Below are 17019 nucleotides of genomic sequence, written 5' to 3'. Positions count from 1 at the left end.
TTTTCTGCCTCTGTCGGGCAGTGGTTTTTGTGTTGTCTGTGCGGGCCTCTTCGTCGGATCGCCGCCCGGAGCAAGCTCGCTCCCACATTTGGAATGCACTTCCCTGTGGGAGCTAGCTTGCTAGCGAAGGCCGAAGGCCTGGGTTTCAGCGTTTAACCGCAACCGGCCTGTGCAACTCAGCCCGCTTGCTCAGCAAATCAAACACCGCCGGATACGCCGGCCGTTCGATATACCGGCCCGCCCCACGCTCGGCGCGCAGGTCGCCGTCGGCCCAGACCACCCGGCCCTGGCTGACGGTATGGCTCGGCACGCCGGTCACGGTCTTGCCTTCGAAGATGTTGAAGTCCACCTGCTGATGGTGGGTCTTGGCGGAGATGGTGCGGGTGCCTTGCGGGTCCCACAGCACCAGGTCGGCATCGGCGCCGACGCGGATCGCGCCCTTGCGCGGGTAGAGGTTGAAGATTTTTGCAGTGTTGGTGGAGGTGAGGGCGACGAAGTCCTGCATCGACAAGCGTCCCGAGTTCACCCCTTCATCCCACAACACCGCCATGCGGTCTTCGATGCCGGCGGTGCCGTTGGGAATCTTGCTGAAATCGTCACGGCCGGCGGCTTTTTGCTCGGCACAGAAACAGCAATGGTCGGTGGCGGTGGTGTGCAGATTGCCGCTTTGCAAACCATGCCACAGCGCATCTTGATGCCCGCGTGGACGGAACGGCGGACTCATCACGTAACCGGCGGCGGTCTGCCAGTCCGGGTGCTGGTAGACGCTGTCGTCCAGCAGCAGATGCCCGGCCAGCACTTCGCCGTAGACCGGTTGGCCCTTGCTGCGGGCGTAGGTGATTTCGTCGAGGGCTTCCTTGGTCGAGACGTGCACCAGGTACAGCGGCGTGCCAATGGTTTCAGCGATCCGGATTGCCCGGCTCGCGGCTTCGCCTTCGACCTGCGATGGCCGCGACAGCGGATGCGCTTCCGGCCCGGTGATGCCCTGGGCCATCAATTTGCGTTGCAGGTGATAGACCAGCTCGCCGTTTTCCGCGTGCACGGTCGGCACCGCGCCGAGTTCCAGGCACCGCTCGAAGCTCGCCACCAGCGTGTCGTCGGCGGCCATGATTGCGTTTTTGTAGGCCATGAAATGCTTGAAGCTGTTGATCCCGTGATGGCTGACCAACTCGGCCATTTCCTCACGCACCTGCTCGCTCCACCAGGTGATCGCGACGTGGAAGCCATAGTCCGACGCGGATTTCTCCGCCCAGCCACGCCACTGGTGAAAGGCTTCAAGCAGCGACTGCTGCGGATTGGGAATCACGAAATCGATGATCGAGGTGGTGCCGCCGGCCAGGCCTGCAGCGGTGCCGCTGTAGAAGTCTTCGCTGGCCACGGTGCCCATGAACGGGAGTTGCATGTGGGTGTGCGGATCGATGCCGCCGGGCATCAGGTACTGGCCGCTGCCGTCGAGCACTTTGGCGCCGGCGGGAACATCCAGGTTTTCACCAATGGCTTTGATCACGCCGTCAGCGCAATAGACATCGGCGCGGTAACTTTCATCATGGGTAACAACGGTAGCGCCACGGATCAACAGAGACATTCCGAGTTCCTCGCAGGCATGACCGACTTGTGCCGGTTCTAGTGTTTTATTGTTTGCAGCGCCAAATGCGTAATCTTGTCAGCGCTGTCAGGAATAGACGCTAGTCGCAGTTCTGCAATTGATCAAGATTATTTTTTATAAGCTTATGACTGTTTTAAAGCATTGATAAATAACGATAAAAATACGAAATCACCAAAATGGTGAGGCGCTTCACCATTTTGACGCACTTGACAGGTTGGAAATATGAGCAAGATTTCCTATGTGAAATCAGCCGCTTGAAGTTGAGCTGCGGGTGATGCGTTCTGAAGAAAAATAATGCAGTGCACCAGATTGAGTCCTGACAGTTCGGACAACTTGCCTGGCATTTAGCCTGAGTGTTCAGTCAAGTTTTCGCGGCCTCACAAGGTGAATAATTAAAACTGATAAACATCAGTAAGTTGCAGGAAATAGAAAGCACGGCCCGATGCGAAAGCGGGGCACCCGGCACGTTTATTGATGCCGCCGCTGACACCATGGCCGGTGCATGAAAGTTGTCAGTTCCTCCGGCCATCGTCCGGCTCGCACCTGCGTGTGCAGCCGCCTGATGAGCAAAAAAATAATCAGAAGAACAGTGGAGCGGCCATGCAACAGAACAGATCGCAAGTGACCGAGCGCGACGGCTTGTTCGAACTCGAAGCCGGCAGCGACGTCCTCGACAGTCCCCGTTACAACCACGACATGGCACCGACCAAGGTGCGCGAACGAACCTGGAACAAATGGCACATCACCGCGCTGTGGGTCGGCATGTCGATCTGCGTGCCGACCTACACCCTCGGCGGCGTACTCACCGCGTATTTCGGCCTGAGCGTCGGCGAGGCCTTGCTGGCGATTCTGTTTGCCAACGTCATCGTCCTGATTCCCCTTACGCTCAACGCGTTTCCCGGCACCAAATACGGGATTCCGTTTCCGGTGCTGCTGCGCTCGTCGTTCGGGATTCTCGGCTCCAACGTGCCGTGCCTGATCCGGGCGCTGGTGGCGTGCGGCTGGTTCGGCATCCAGACCATGTTCGGCGGGTTGGCGATTCACCTGTTTCTCGGCTCGGTGTTCGACGGCTGGAAATCCCTCGGCGGGACGGGGGAGGTGATCGGTTTCATGATCTTCTGGGCGCTCAACCTGTGGGTGGTGATCCGTGGTGCCGAGTCGATCAAATGGCTGGAGACCCTGTCGGCGCCGCTGCTGGTGGCGGTCGGCATCGGGTTGCTGGTGTGGGCCATGCCCAATGTGTCGATGACTGAATTGCTGGCGATTCCGCCGAAGCGTCCCGAGGGCGCGAGCGTGGTCAGTTACTTCGCCGCCGGGCTGACGGCTATGGTCGGTTTCTGGGCCACGTTGTCGCTGAACATTCCTGACTTCAGCCGGTATGCCCGCAGTCAAAAAGATCAGATCCTCGGGCAAATCTTCGGCCTGCCGCTGACCATGTTCCTGTTCGCCGCACTGGGCGTGGTGATGACCGCCGCCTCGGTGAAACTAGTGGGCGTCAGCGTCTCCGATCCGGTGACTCTGATCGGCCATATCCAGAGCCCGGTGTGGGTCGCGGTGGCCATGGCACTGATCATCATCGCCACGCTGTCGACCAACACCGCCGCGAACATCGTCTCGCCGACCAACGACTTCCAGAACATCGCGCCCAAGGTGATCAACCGCACCAAAGCGGTGATCCTCACCGGGTTTGTTGGTCTGGCGCTGATGGGCCATGAATTGCTGAAAAAGCTTGGGCTGATCGTCTCCGATGTCAGCCTGGAAACCGTGTATTCGAACTGGTTGCTGGGCTATTCCAGCCTGCTCGGACCGATCGCCGGGATCATGGTGGTGGACTATTTCCTGATCAAGAAACAGCAACTGGACCTGGCCGGCCTGTACCGCGACGACGTGTACCCGGCATGGAACTGGGCCGGGTTCATCGCCTTCGGCGTGCCGGTGGTGCTGACCCTGCTGTCGCTGGGCAGCAGCGCGTTCAGCTGGTTCTACAGCTACGGCTGGTTCACCGGCTCGGCGCTGGGCGGGTTGATCTATTACGGGTTGTGCGCGATGCGTGCACAGCCTTCTGCCGTGAAATCACCGGTGTGATAACTGGCCTCTTCGTCGGATCGCCGCCCGGAGCAAGCTCGCTCCCACAGGAGTGTGCATGTCAAATGTGGGAGCGAGCTTGCTCGCGATGGCGTCCGGATAGTCACCGCAGCAATATCCATAAGAAAACTGCCTGAGGAGATCCCCATGAACGCAGCCGTAGACGTTCTGCAATCGACCCATCAGCACATCAACCGCGACCGCTTGTGGGCGTCGCTCATGGAACTGGCCCAACTCGGCGCCACGGTCAAGGGCGGGGTCTGTCGCCTGGCCCTGACCGACCTCGACCGCCAGGCCCGCGACCTGTTCGTGCAGTGGTGCAAGGACGCCGGTTGCAGCGTCACGGTCGATGAAGTCGGCAACATCTTCGCCCGTCGCCCCGGCCGCAACCCGAACCTGCCGCCGGTGATGACCGGCAGCCACATCGACACCCAGCCCACCGGCGGCAAGTTCGACGGCTGCTTCGGCGTGCTGGCCGGGGTCGAAGTGTTGCGCACCCTCAATGACCTCGGCGTGGAAACCGAGGCGCCGCTGGAAGTGGTGGTCTGGACCAACGAAGAAGGCTCGCGCTTCGCCCCGTGCATGATGGGCTCCGGCGTGTTCGCCGAAAAATTCACCCTCGAAGAAACTCTGGCCAAGGTCGATGCCGACGGCGTAACCGTCAGTGAAGCACTGAACGCCATCGGCTACGCCGGGCCGCGCAAGGTGAGCGGGCACAAGGTCGGCGCCTATTTCGAAGCACACATCGAGCAAGGCCCGATCCTTGAGGACGAACAGAAAACCATCGGCGTGGTACTCGGTGCTCTGGGGCAGAAGTGGTTCGACCTGAAACTGCGCGGCGTCGAAGCCCACGCCGGCCCGACTCCGATGCACCTGCGCAAGGACGCCCTGGTCGGTGCGTCGGTGATCGTCGGTGCAGTCAATCGCGCCGCCCTCGGTCATCAACCCCACGCCTGCGGCACCGTCGGTTGCCTGCAAGCCTATCCGGGTTCGCGCAACGTCATCCCCGGTGAAGTGCGCATGACCCTCGACTTCCGCCACCTGGAGCCGGCACGCCTCGACTCGATGATCGCCGAGGTCAAGCAAGTCATCGAAGCGACCTGCGAAGAACACGGCCTGACCTATGAACTGACCCCGACCGCCGACTTCCCGCCGCTGTACTTCGAAAAGGGCTGCGTCGAAGCGGTACGCGGTGCTGCCAAAGGTCTGGGCCTGTCGCACATGGACATCGTCAGCGGCGCCGGCCACGACGCGATTTTCCTCGCCGAACTGGGCCCGGCCGGGATGATCTTCGTGCCGTGCGAAGGCGGTATCAGCCACAACGAAATCGAAAACGCCGCGCCGGACGATCTGGCGGCCGGGTGTGCGGTGTTGTTGCGGGCGATGCTGGCGGCTTCGGCGGCGGTGGCCGGAGGACAACGGGCAGCCTGATGTTCATTAATCGTTCATGAAAATGTGCGACGTTGCCGCCCCTGAAAAGGAAGTCAGGACGCGCAATGTCGCCCATCAAAGTCATCACCTCAGGCTCGGCGTATCTGGACATCGATGCCTACGCCTGCTGCATCGCCTATGCAGAGTTGCTCAACTTGCAAGGCATTCCCGCCCGCGCCGTCAGCAGCGCAAGACCCAACGCCAGCGTTTCGAAAACCGTGCTCGGCTGGGGCGCGGCGCTGGACGATTACCGCCCGACATCCAACGATGAGTTCGTGCTGGTCGACGTCTCCGACTACCACCATTTTGACCCAATGGTCGCGCTTGATCGGGTGGTAGAAGTCATCGACCATCACCCAGGCTTCGAACACCATTGGGCACAGACACTCGGATCTGCCGCCGATATCCGTCCGATCGGGGCGGCGGCGACGCAGATTTTCCAGCGCTGGAAAGCCGCAGGATTGCTGTCGAGGATCAGCGAACAAAGCGCCGCGCTGCTGGCCACGGCGATTCTGGACAACACGCTGAATTTCACCGGACAGATGACCACAGCGGCAGACATTGATGCCTACACCGAGCTCGCACCCCACGGAAAACTCACGGCGGACTGGCCCGAGCAATATTTCCTAGAATGCCAGACCGCCATCGAATCAGACATCTGCGCCGCATTGGCCGCAGACTTGAAACGGATGAAACCCGACAGCCTTCTGCCGCAGGTCTTCGCTCAAATGACGGTATGGGATGCCGATGCCTTGCTCGAAAGGCATCGCTCGACAATCAACGACTGGATGGCCGGGCAGGGCGATGATTGGCTGTTGAACCTCATCAGCATTCGCGACCAAAAAAGCTGTCTGCTGGCCAAACCCTTGGTCTCCCAACAGAAGCTGAGCCATTTGTTATCACTCGGCTGGCACGCTGGAATCGCCGTTCTAGAGCCTTCAATGCTGCGCAAGGAACTGCTGAAGCTTTCTTTACAAGCCCCACGTCACAAACCCGAAAGCTGAATCGTCATCCCGTTGAATCCCTTAAACACGGAGCAACGCGATGTCGTTCAACACCCAAGCCGTCAACCTGCAACAAGCCATGCCGCAAGTGTTCGAGCGCCTGACCCAGGTGCATGTCAGCCTCAACGACCATGACTTGCCGCCGTCGCTGCGGCACCTGATTCACCTGCGTGCCTCGCAGATCAACCAGTGCGGTTTCTGCGTGAAGATGCATACCCGCGAGGCGCGCGAAGCCAATGAGAGCAACGAGCGTCTCGACCGCTTGATCGTCTGGCGCCACGTCAACGATTTCTCCGCCGCCGAACAAGCGGCGCTGGCCTGGACTGAAGCCCTGACGGTGCTCGATCCGCACGCCGACTACGCGCCGTTGCGCGGCGCCCTGCGCGAGCATTTCAATGACGCGCAGATCGCTGCCTTGACGGCGGAAATCGGCATGATCAACCTGTGGAACCGTTTGCAGGTGTCGAGGCACTGATCGATGAACTTTGCTGAAAAAACCGTCGCTGTGTTCGAACAGCGACGACCCTTTCTGCTGGGGCTGGCGTATCGCATTCTCGGTTCCCGTGCGGAAGCCGAGGATGCGGTGCAAGAGCTGTTCATCAAATGGCTGGAGGCCGATCAGGCCTCCATCGTCACACCGGCCGCATGGCTGACGACGGCCTGCACTCGGCACTGCATCGACCTGTTGCGCTCGGCGCACAAGTCCCGTGTCGATTACATCGGCACCTGGTTGCCGGAACCGATTCACACCACTCACCACCAGTCGCCTGAACACATGCATGAACTCGCCGCGTCGCTGTCCACCGCGTTCCTGCTGATGCTCGAACGGCTGACGCCCAAGGAGCGGGCGGCGTACCTGCTGCACGACATCTTCGATTTCGATTATCCGCAGGTCGCTGAAACCCTCGGGATTCAGGAAGCGGCGTGCCGCAAACTGGTGTCACGGGCCAAGGCGAGCATCGGCGGCGAGCAGATCCGTTTTCAGCCGGAGCCGGCGCGCCAGTCGCAGCTGCTGGACGCCTTTCATTCGGCCATCGCCAGCGGCTCGACCAGTGCACTCAGTGCGTTGCTGAGCGAAGACGTCGAACTCTGCGCCGACAGCGGCGGCAAGGCGTCGGCGATCCGCGAAACCTTGCTCGGCCAGAAGAGTGTGCTGGATTTCATCGGCCAATCGCTGCACACCTACTGGCAAGCGCAGGAGTGGCTGCCGGTCGAGATCAATGGCGCGAAGGGAGTGGTCATCAAGGCTGACGGGCTCGTCACCGCCTCGATGACATTCGGGTTCGATGGCGCAGGGCAGGTGAACCGGATCTTCATCATGCGTAACCCTGACAAGCTGGCAGGGTTGCAGTCTTCGGCCAATATCCTGTAGCCGGGCACCTGCGGGAGCGAGCCGCTCCCACAGTTTTTTGTACCGGCCGGGGAAGGGTTATTCCTTGATCGCCGAACCCTTGCGACGGTTACTGCCGTTCGGGTTGCCAACGTCCAGCAACCGTCTTTCCACCAGCACATTCTCGAGCGCCTGGCGTTCGGCCGGCGCCATCTCGTGCTCGCGCTTTTTCAGCTCCAGCAGGATGGGGCTGGACCAGGTGCGATAGGTCTGTTCGATGAGGCGGTTGGATGTCATCAGTCTCTCCTTGATCAAGAGCCCGGTGTAACTGGCAGGGGCTCAATCCGATGAGGTACTAACGTTAGTCGACAAAAGCGCAAGTCGCTAATGCCGCCGACGGGAGCTGACGAGGCGAATCGTCGCACCGTCGCTCCCACCGGTCATCCATCAATCGTCGACCTTCATCATCGTCTGCACACCCTCCCAGGCCTCGGCCCGTATCCGCTCGATATCCAGCCCCGGAATCACCCCGTTGTCGACGACGATCCGCCCACCCACCAGGCTGTATTTCACGGCGATCGGCTCACCCGCGACGACCGGTGCGACGGCGCTGTCGTGGAAACCATAGAACCGAGGATGGTCAAGGCTGTAGATCACCAAATCCGCTGCCTGGCCGATTTCCAGTGTGCCGACCGCGCCGAGGCCGAGCACTTGCGCGCCGCCGGCGGTGCCCCAGTGAATGACGTCTTCGGCGGTGGTGGCCGAGGCGCCTTGTTCGGCGCGGTGGATCAGCCAGGCGGTGTTTGCTTCGCCGACCATGCTTCCGGATTCGTTGGAGGCCACGCCATCGACGCCGAGGGAGATCGGCACGCCGGCCTCATACATTTGCGGGATCGGCGCGACGCCGCTGCCCAGCCGGGCGTTGCTCACTGGGCAGTGGGAGACGCCGGTACCGGTCTGGGCGAGCATGCGGATTTCCCCCGGTTGCAAGTGCACGGCGTGGGCGAACCAGACGTCCGGGCCGAGCCATTCGTGTTCGGCGACGAATTCCACCGGCAGGCAGTTGTACTTGTCGCGGCAGAAATTCACGTAGTTCTCGGTTTCAGACAGGTGCGTGTGCAAGCGCAGTCCCATGCCTCGGGCAGTGTGCGCCAGTTCGCGCAGCAGCGTTGGCGGCAGCGAGAAGGTCGGTGTGGTCGGCGCCACGACCACCCGGCGCAGGGCATCCGGGGTGTCCTGGTGGTAGCGCGATTTCAGCCGTTCGATATCGCCGACCATTTGCTCCAGGGACTCCGGTTGCAGCGCGGTTTTCGAGAAGCCCGGATGCGCGCTGGCCGACTCCAGTGCACCGCCACGGCAGAGCACGAAACGCAGGCCGAATTCCTCGGCAAGGTCGAACAGCAGGTCGCCGGTCTCGGTGCTGCCGTGGGCGTGGTAGAGGTAGTGGTGATCGGCACAGGTGGTGACGCCGGACAGCAGCAGTTCGACCATTCCCAACCGTGCGGCGATCCGCGCCAGTTGTGGGGTGAAGCGGTTCAGGCGCGGATAGGGCACGCTCGCCAGCCAGCCTTGCAGGTCCTGATTCAAGCCTTCGGGCACGGCTTTGAGCAGGTTCTGGAACAGGTGATGGTGGGTGTTGATCCAGCCCGGATAGACCACTGAATTTCGTGCGTCGATCACTCGCTCACCGGGTTGCGGCTCAAGGTTGGCGGCCATTTCCGCGATCCGGCCGTTGACCACGCGGATGTCCACGGCGCCGGCCCGGGCACGGGGGCCGCGCAGGCCGGTCATCACCGCCACCGGGTGCTTGATCAGGATGGTTTGAAGTTGAGTCATGGGCAGCTCCAGTCAGAGGATGTGCGAGGCGGATTTGCCGGGTGTGGTTTCTGGCACGCTGACGCCATTGAGCGCTGCGTTGAGCAGCACCGACACCAGGCAGGCGATGACCACGCTGCTGTGCAGGAACGGCTGTGACCACTCGGGCAGTTGTTTGAACAGGGTCGGGGCGAGCACCGGCACCAGGGCGGCGGCGATGGTGAAACCGACGATCAGCACGTTGTAGCGATTGCGCTCGTAATCGACCTTGGCCAGGGTCTGGATGCCCGCCGCCGCGACCACGCCGAACATCGCGATACCGGCACCGCCCAGCGCGGCGGTCGGCATCGAAGCGATGATCGCCCCGGCCTTCGGCACCAGCGCAATCGAGCACATCAGCAGACCGCTGATCGCCACCACCCAGCGGCTGCGCACGCCGGTCAGGATTACCAGCCCGACGTTCTCCATGAAGGCAATGAACGGGAACGCGGCGAACATTCCGGCGATGGTGCTGGCCAGGCCATTGGCGCGCAGACCGTTGATCACCTGCTTGTCTTCCACCGGTTTGTCGACGATGTCGCCGATGGCCACAAACAACCCCATGGACTCGACCATCTGCACGATCATCACCACCACCATGGTGGCGATGGGGATCAGGCTGAAAGTCGGCAGGCCGAAGTAGAACGGGTAGGGCACGGTCAGCCACGGCGCGTCCTCGACGCTGTGAAAGTTGCCCATGCCCAAGCCGTAAGCCAGACCGGCGCCCACCAGCATCCCCACCAGCACCGCCATGTTGCGCAGCAACGGGCTGCCATAACGGTTGACCAGCAGGATGGTCAGCAACACCACCACTGCCACGGCGAGAAATGCCGGCGCGCCGAAATTGCTCGCGTTGCGCCCGCCGCCGACCCATTCATAGGCAATCGGGAACAGCTGCAAACCGATCACCGTGACGATGCAGCCAGTCACCACCGGCGGGAAAAACCGTCGCAAGCGGCCCACGAACGGCGCGATGAGCATGGTGAAAATCCCCGCCCCGATCACCGCCCCGCAGACCCCGGCGAATCCCACCTCCGGGTTGCTGCCGATGGCGATCACCGGACCCACGCTGCTGAACGCCACGCCTTGCAGAATCGGTAGGCGCACGCCGAACTTCCAGAAACCGACGGTCTGCAACAGGGTGGCGATGCCCGAGCAGAACAGCGTGGTGCTGATCAGCACCACCGTGTCGGCGTGGGACATCTTCAGGGCACTGGCGACAATCAGCGGCACGGCGATGGCGCCGATGTACGAGACGGCCATGTGCTGCAGGCCGAGGGTGAGCATCTGTCGCACCGGCAGGACGCGGTCGACAGGGTGGACGGTGGAGGAGGAACTGGCTGACGACATGGGGAATCACCTCTAGCTGTTGTTATTCGGTACAGAGGGGTATTCGTTCTGTGTGCCCGGAACCGCCATCCACCGGCTCCGATGCCGGGTTTCAGCCGGCCAGGCAGGCGGCGAAGCCCTGGTTCAGCGCCGCCCGATCCAGGTCGCGGCCGATGAACACGATCTTGCTCGAGCGTGGCTCGCTGCCCCACGCGGTCGAGGCGCGGAACTCCACCAGGCTGTGCACGCCTTGCAGCACGTAGCGCTGGTCTTCGTTGGCCACCGCGAGCACGCCTTTCATGCGGTACAGGTTGTCCGCCTGAGCGCTGCGCAATTCGCTGATCCAGCGGTGGAACGCCATCAGGTTGACCGCACCGTCCACGGCGATGCCCACGGACGACACGCTCGGGTCGTGCTCGTGGTCGGGTTCTTCAGCGTGATGGTCATGGTCGTGGTGATCGTGATCGTGCTGATCCGCGCCAATTTCCATCAGCTTCTGCGTGCATTCGAAGGCGCCGATGCCGAGGATTTTCGACAGGTCGATTTGTGCATGGGTCGAGGTCACCAGATCTGCCGTGGCGTTCAGACCCCGGATCTTGCCGCGCAGGGTTTCCACCTCTTCAGTGCTGACCAGATCGACCTTGTTGATGACGATACGGTCGGCGCAGACGATCTGATCCACCGCCTGATTGTCGACGCCGTCCAGTTGCAGGTCTTCCAGGTGCTGGGCGATGTGCTTGGCATCGACCATGGTCACGATGGCGTCGAGTTCGACTTCCTCGGCGATCGGGTCGTTGATGAAAAAGCTCTGGGCCACCGGGTACGGGTCGGCGAGGCCGCTGGTTTCGATCAGGATGTGGTCGAGCCGCACCGGACGCGCCACCAGTTCGCGGACGATGCGCACCAGATCTTCGCGGACTTCAGCGGTGCAGCAGACGCAGCCGTTGACCATCTCGTAGATTTCTTCGGTCTCGGAACTGAGCACCAGATCGCCGTCGATGCCGACCTCGCCGAACTCGTTTTCGATCACTGCGATCTTGCGGCCGTGGTTCTCCTTGAGGATGTAATTGAGCAGGGTGGTTTTGCCGGCACCGAGGAACCCGGTGAGGATGGTGACCGGGATTTTGGTGTTCGGGGTCGGGGCGTTGAAGGGGGTGTTCATGTGAGGCTCCTTGGTGATGGACTGACCGGTGCAGATGAAGCTTTTTTGTGGGAGCGAGCTTGCTCGCGAAGGCGGTGTGTCAATTAGCGGTGATGGCGACTGATCCACCGCCATCGTCGGATCGCCGCCCGGACCAAGCTCGCTCCCACAGGGTTCTGTGTGTTCTCGCCATCGTCGGGCGACGCCGGCATCGAGGCCGAACAGGTCGAGGACGCGGCCGAGGCTGTGGTCGACCATTTGCGCCAGGCTGTCGGGGCGGGCGTAGAAGGCCGGCACCGGCGGGGCGATGATGCCGCCCATCTCGGTGACGGCGGTCATGTTGCGCAAGTGGGCGAGGGTCAGCGGTGTTTCGCGGGCCATCAGCACCAGGGTGCGGCGCTCCTTGAGGGTGACGTCGGCGGCGCGACCGATCAGCCCCGAAGACGTGCCGGTGGCGATCTCTGCCAGCGTGCGCATCGAACATGGCGCAACCACCATGCCCAGGCAACGGAACGAACCGCTGGCGATCCCGGCGGCGACGTCATCGGCGCGGTGGTAATGGCTGGCGAGGGCGGTGACGTCGGCCAGTTTGTAGTCGGTTTCGTGGGCCATGGTCAGCAGCGCAGCGCGGCTGATGACCAGATGGCTTTCGATGTTCAGCTCGGCCAGCAACTCCAGCAGGCGCACGCCGTAGATGAACCCGGACGCGCCGCTGATGCCGACCACCATCCGCTGGCGGTTCACGATGGCAGACCTTCAAGCAGTTGCCGCGCGCGTTCGAGCACATCCTGATCGAGCTGCGCCTTGATCCCGTCGAACCCCGAACCGCGCGTGGCATCCAGACCCATGCGCGACGTGGTGCCGTTGACCGAGGACGACGGGTCCAGCGGACTGCCGGGCAAACCGTCGATGGTGAAGATGTCGAGGTGTGGCTGGAAGTGTGTCGCCAGTGCCCACAGCACCTGGCTGTCGTCGGTGAGGTCGATATCGCTGTCCACCGCGATCACGGTTTTCAGGTACGGATCCCAGCCGAGCAAGGCCAGCATGATCTGCCGGGCCTCGCCGTCGCGGCTCTGGTCCAGCGCCACGTAGCAATGAAAATGGGTGCCGGAGTTCGGGTAATGCACGGCGGTGACGGCGGGGAAGCGCGCCTTGAGTTTCTCGCTCATTTCCGCTTCGCGAGGCAGCCGCGCCAGGGTCAGGTGTTCGGCGTAGCGCCCGCCCATCACGTCCACCAGCCACGCGTCCTTGCGCCGCAACAAGGTGTCGACGCGCAGCACGTTGTTGGTCGAGCGGTCCGAGGAATAGCCGCTGAATTCGCCGAACGGGCCTTCTTCGGCATAGGCCGTCGGGTCTATCGCGCCTTCAAGTACGAACTCGGCGTATGCCGGAACGCCGATGCCGTAGCGCGGGGTCTTGACCAGTTCCAGCGGAGCGCCGAACAGCCCGCCGGCCACCGCGCGTTCATCGCTGCCGTAGGACAGGCGTGCAGCGGCGGCGAGCATGAACAGCGGATGCGCGCCGACCACCATGGCCACGCGCAATTCTTCGCCGCGTTCGCGGGCGGTCTGCAACATCCGCCACAGGTGCCCGCGCGAGTGCAGGCTGGTGGCCAACGCCTGACGGGCGTGACGCATCGAGCGGTGGTAGCTCATGTTGGCGATGCCGGTCTGCGGGTCCTCGGCGATGATGATCGCGTTGGTGATGTACGGGCCGCGATCACTGTCGAAATGCTTGAGCATCGGCAGCAGCGCCAGGTCCAGGGTTTCGCCTTCGAAGACTTCGTCCAGCACCGGGCCGGTTTCGACGTAGCGTGGCGCGATTGGCTGGTTGGCGCGGGTCTGGAAGGTTTCGTGCAACTGCGCGGCGCTGACGCCGAACAGCCGGGCGATGCGCCGGCGAGAGGCGAACAGATTGGTCGCCACCGGCACGCCGAGGTTGCCGACGTTTTCGCAGATCAGCAGCGGATCGCGGCTCTGAGTGGCGAGGGCATCGACCAGGGCGGTGACGTCCTGATCGGCAGAAAGGGGTTGGGTGATCGTCAGCACATCGTCCGGGTACTGGCGGCGATAGGCGTCGATGAATACGTGAAAATCCTGAGAGTCGCCGAGCGTCGAACGGGTCATGGTTTCACCTCGTAAAAAGCAGGCGCGCAGGGGTGAGGCTGGCGTTCGATCGACAAGCCGTTGGCCTGCCGGTCGAGCGAACGCCGGGTCATCTTCGCGCCTGTAAAGTCGCTGTGTGGCTGGGTTGAAGCCGGGTCAGACCCTGTTTAGAGGTAGGTCGTGGTCAGACGAATGTCCGCCTCGGCCAGATCCTTGGGCGGCGGGGTCGGTTCGATCCCGCACAACCGGGCGATGTTGTTGCCCAGGTAATCCTCAAGGTGATCCTCGTCAATCCCCAGGCCCTGCGGCGCCGGCGAGCACAGCACTTCCAGCTCGCGCAGCCACATGCCCGGTTCGTTCGGCGGCGAGTCGGTGCCGAACACGATCTTGTTGCGCGGCAGCTCCTTGGCGAACTCGACGATCCGCGACTGGAAGCACCAGCCGGATTCGCAGTACACGTTCGGCGTGTCCATCGCCATCCAGAACGCCTCGAACGAGTAGTTGCCACCGGTCTGGATGCCGAAGTGACCGATGATGAAATTGACCATCGGGAACTCGCGGATGATCGGGTAGAACATCGTCGGAATGGTGTACGGGCCGTCTCCGGTGTGGATCAGCACCACGATGTTGTACTTGGCGCAGACCTTCATCGCCGGGCGCAACCAGTCGAGTGCGCGATCCGGGCGATAGCCGTGCATGTTGGCGTGCAGCTTGAGCATCTTGAAGCCGTATTCCTTGATGTGGAATTCCAGCTCTGCCGCGCCGTTTTCCGGTCCCCAGCGCGGGTTGAAGTTGAAGTTGCCGATGAAGCGGTCCGGGTACTTCACGCACAGTTCGGCGACGTACGACATGTAGTCACGCACGCCCTCGCGGCCCCGGCGGTTGCCATCGCGATAACCGGTGTTGCCCGGTGGCGGCTGGATGAAACCCATGTCGATCCGGCGCGGCTTGCCGTTGATCATGTACGGGCCGTCCATCAACTTGAGCATGCGCTCGCCAGTGAACGGTTCGCCGGTGTGGCGCCAGGCCTCGTCGACCAGGTTGGTGGGGTGCAGATGGGTGTCGATGATCATCGGTTCAGCTCCTGGCCAGTTGGGTGGTGACGGGGCGCTTGAGTTGCGCCTCTGCTTCGGAAACGGAACGCGGCGGCGGGGACGGCTCGAGGCCGATCATCCGTGCGGTGTTGTTGCCCAGGTAGTCTTCGAGGGTGTCCTCATCGAGGTTCAGGCCCTGCGGCGGCTCATGGCAGAGCACTTCGAGCAGGCGCAGCCACATGCCCGGTTCGTTCGGCGGGGTGTCGGTGCCGAACAGGATCTTGTGGGTCGGCAGGACCTTGGCGAACTCGACGATCCGCGATTGCAGGCACCAGCCAGACTCGCAATAGACGTTGGGTAACTCCATCGCCCACTGCATCGGTTCGAACACGTAGACGCCGCCGGTCTGCACACCGAAGTGGGCCATGATGAAATCGACGTTGGGGAATTCCTTGATCATCGGCACCCATTCCGACGGGATGCTGTAAGGCCCGTCGCCGGTGTGCAGCTTGACCGGAATGCCCAGCTCGGCGCATTTCTCGAAGGCCGGGCGCACCCAGTCCAGCGCACGGTCGGGACGGTAGGCATGCATGTTGGCCTGCATCTGCACCATCTTGAAACCGTGCTCTTTCACGTAACGCTCGATCGCCTCGACGCCGTTTTCCACGCCGCAGCGCGGGTTGTAGACGAAGCAGCCAATGAAACGGTCCGGGTAGGTCTGGACCATTTTCAGGGTGTAGGCCATGTAGGCGTCGATGGATTCGCGGCCCGACAGCTCGCCGTCGGTCCAGGTGTAGATGGTGTTGCCCTGCGGCGGCTGGATGAAGGCTTTGTCGATGCGGCGAGGCTTGCCGTTGACCATATACGGGCCATCCATCATCTCCAGCAGACGCTCGCCGGTGAACGGGTCACCGTCATGCCTCCAGGCGAGGTCCACGAGATCCGTGGGATAGCAGCTGATATCGATGATCATTGAAGTCGATCTCCTGATAGCGGGGAAGGGAGCCTTGCGGCTCACAGCATCCACGTCCCGGGCAATCGGCCGTTTCTATGCGCAGCACTCGCGCATTCCCTCGCCTGTTCGCATCCGGCCCGGGTGGGTGGTTGCTTGAGGCGAGTATTGGAAGGCGGGGGAGGGTTCGTACAATATTAATTAGGTGGGGTGGTGATACTTGTTCGATATGGGCTTGCCAGCGATGGCGTCAGTGAAGTGTTTGCATGGCCAACTGCTTGATCACTTCAACAACAGGTGCCACCCGCTCAGCCTGCCCATGCGGCCACACCGCGTAGAGGTTGTAATGCGCCGCAATCTGCGCCTCGTTCAACGCCACCAGCCGCCCGCTGCGCAACGCGTCGGCAGCCAGTAATCCACGCACCAGTCCTGCGCCGACACCCGTCTCGGCAGCCGCGATGAGATTCGCCGCGTTATCAAAAACGACGCGAGCAGCAGGCTCAACCGCCGGCATGCCCGCCGCATCCAGCCATGGAATCCACGACCGCCGCGTATACCCCAACAGCGGCAGTTCAAGAATCTGCGCCGGGCTCAACGGCAGCTGCAATCCATGCCGTTCCAGCAGCGCCGGGGACGCCACCGCCAGCACCCGATCCCCGCAGATCTGCGTCATCTCGCAATCGTCCCAATCGCCATAGCCATAGCGCAGCGACAGGTCCACTCGTTCGAACGTGCTGCGATCACTGCGCGGCATCGACAGGATTGTCACTTCGTAATCCGGCAAGCCGTCGAGCAATTGCGGCAGACGCGGATTGAGCCAGCTCTGCGCCAGTTCGCTGTCCACATCCAGGGTCAGGCGCTGGGCCACGCTGCGGTTCTTCACCGAGGACAACGCCCGGTCAATCTGCGCCAGACCATCCGACAGCACGCTGGCAAACAGCTGCCCGGCATCGGTCAGGTTGCTGCCGCCGCCTTCGCGCACGAACAGCGGCTGGCCGATGAAGTCTTCCAGGGCGCGGATCTGCTGGCTGATCGCGCTGTGGGTCAGGTCGAGCTTGCGCGCGGCGCTGGAGAAACTGCCGCTGCGCGCTGCGTGAATGAACGCGCTCATGGACTGCACCGACGGGTATCGCTTGTACATGTTGTTA

Annotated in this window: 14 protein-coding genes and 2 pseudogenes; 5 read left to right on the top strand and 11 right to left on the bottom strand. The window is 62.4% G+C overall.

Annotation, left to right across the window (positions count from 1 at the left end; genetic code table 11):
- Positions 1-145: 145 nt before the first annotated feature.
- Positions 146-1585: a dihydropyrimidinase gene (hydA, locus tag AC1Q9F_RS05625; RefSeq protein ID WP_492618713.1), complete on the bottom strand. Its 1440-nt coding sequence runs from the start codon at positions 1583-1585 to the stop codon at positions 146-148.
- 621 nt (positions 1586-2206) lie between these two features.
- Here hydA and AC1Q9F_RS05620 point away from each other — a divergent pair.
- The 5 genes from AC1Q9F_RS05620 to sigJ all read left to right on the top strand — a co-directional run bounded on the left by AC1Q9F_RS05620 (position 2207) and on the right by sigJ (position 7498).
- On the top strand, positions 2207-3691 hold the full coding sequence (locus AC1Q9F_RS05620) for an NCS1 family nucleobase:cation symporter-1 (protein ID WP_492618714.1): 1485 nt from the start codon (positions 2207-2209) through the stop codon (positions 3689-3691).
- 147 nt (positions 3692-3838) lie between these two features.
- A complete protein-coding gene (locus tag AC1Q9F_RS05615; RefSeq protein WP_492618715.1) occupies positions 3839-5122 on the top strand; it encodes a Zn-dependent hydrolase in 1284 nt (427 codons plus the stop codon).
- A 74-nt stretch (positions 5123-5196) separates the two neighbouring features.
- Complete coding sequence (locus AC1Q9F_RS05610; RefSeq protein WP_492619430.1) at positions 5197-6126, top strand: DHH family phosphoesterase; 930 nt, start codon at positions 5197-5199, stop codon at positions 6124-6126.
- Between the two features lie 40 nt (positions 6127-6166).
- Positions 6167-6601 carry a carboxymuconolactone decarboxylase family protein gene (locus AC1Q9F_RS05605; RefSeq protein WP_492618716.1) on the top strand — a complete coding sequence of 145 codons (435 nt, stop codon included), beginning with the start codon at positions 6167-6169 and terminating at the stop codon, positions 6599-6601.
- A 3-nt stretch (positions 6602-6604) separates the two neighbouring features.
- The gene (gene sigJ / locus AC1Q9F_RS05600; protein WP_492618717.1) at positions 6605-7498 is read left to right on the top strand and encodes an RNA polymerase sigma factor SigJ; all 894 of its coding nucleotides are present in this window, start codon (positions 6605-6607) and stop codon (positions 7496-7498) included.
- A 57-nt stretch (positions 7499-7555) separates the two neighbouring features.
- Here sigJ and AC1Q9F_RS05595 read toward each other — a convergent pair whose 3' ends face one another.
- The 10 genes and pseudogenes from AC1Q9F_RS05595 to AC1Q9F_RS05550 form a co-directional block, all read right to left on the bottom strand.
- Positions 7556-7753 (bottom strand): hypothetical protein, encoded by a 198-nt coding sequence (locus tag AC1Q9F_RS05595; protein WP_007952870.1) that lies wholly within the window; start codon positions 7751-7753, stop codon positions 7556-7558.
- Between the two features lie 150 nt (positions 7754-7903).
- Positions 7904-9292: an amidohydrolase family protein gene (locus AC1Q9F_RS05590; protein ID WP_492618718.1), complete on the bottom strand. Its 1389-nt coding sequence runs from the start codon at positions 9290-9292 to the stop codon at positions 7904-7906.
- Positions 9293-9304: 12 nt separating this feature from the next.
- Positions 9305-10660: a nucleobase:cation symporter-2 family protein gene (locus tag AC1Q9F_RS05585; RefSeq protein ID WP_007952866.1), complete on the bottom strand. Its 1356-nt coding sequence runs from the start codon at positions 10658-10660 to the stop codon at positions 9305-9307.
- Between the two features lie 91 nt (positions 10661-10751).
- Positions 10752-11129 carry a GTP-binding protein gene (locus AC1Q9F_RS05580; RefSeq protein WP_492634779.1) on the bottom strand — a complete coding sequence of 126 codons (378 nt, stop codon included), beginning with the start codon at positions 11127-11129 and terminating at the stop codon, positions 10752-10754.
- A gap of 87 nt (positions 11130-11216) precedes the next feature.
- Positions 11217-11747, bottom strand: a pseudogene (locus tag AC1Q9F_RS05575) (CobW family GTP-binding protein); the annotation flags it as partial.
- 192 nt (positions 11748-11939) lie between these two features.
- Positions 11940-12509: pseudogene (locus AC1Q9F_RS05570) on the bottom strand (UbiX family flavin prenyltransferase); the annotation flags it as partial.
- A gap of 11 nt (positions 12510-12520) precedes the next feature.
- The gene (locus AC1Q9F_RS05565) at positions 12521-13906 is read right to left on the bottom strand and encodes a UbiD family decarboxylase (RefSeq protein ID WP_492618719.1); all 1386 of its coding nucleotides are present in this window, start codon (positions 13904-13906) and stop codon (positions 12521-12523) included.
- A 146-nt stretch (positions 13907-14052) separates the two neighbouring features.
- Positions 14053-14958 carry an amidohydrolase family protein gene (locus tag AC1Q9F_RS05560; RefSeq protein WP_007952854.1) on the bottom strand — a complete coding sequence of 302 codons (906 nt, stop codon included), beginning with the start codon at positions 14956-14958 and terminating at the stop codon, positions 14053-14055.
- 4 nt (positions 14959-14962) lie between these two features.
- Positions 14963-15892, bottom strand: a complete 930-nt coding sequence (locus tag AC1Q9F_RS05555) for an amidohydrolase family protein (protein WP_007952852.1) — start codon at positions 15890-15892, stop codon at positions 14963-14965.
- 229 nt (positions 15893-16121) lie between these two features.
- Positions 16122-17012, bottom strand: a complete 891-nt coding sequence (locus AC1Q9F_RS05550) for a LysR substrate-binding domain-containing protein (RefSeq protein WP_492618720.1) — start codon at positions 17010-17012, stop codon at positions 16122-16124.
- Between the last annotated feature and the right edge of the window lie 7 nt (positions 17013-17019).

It is taken from the genome of Pseudomonas sp. GW823-FHT04A03 (assembly GCF_058796615.1).
This window is presented reverse-complemented; position numbering and strand designations above follow the sequence as displayed.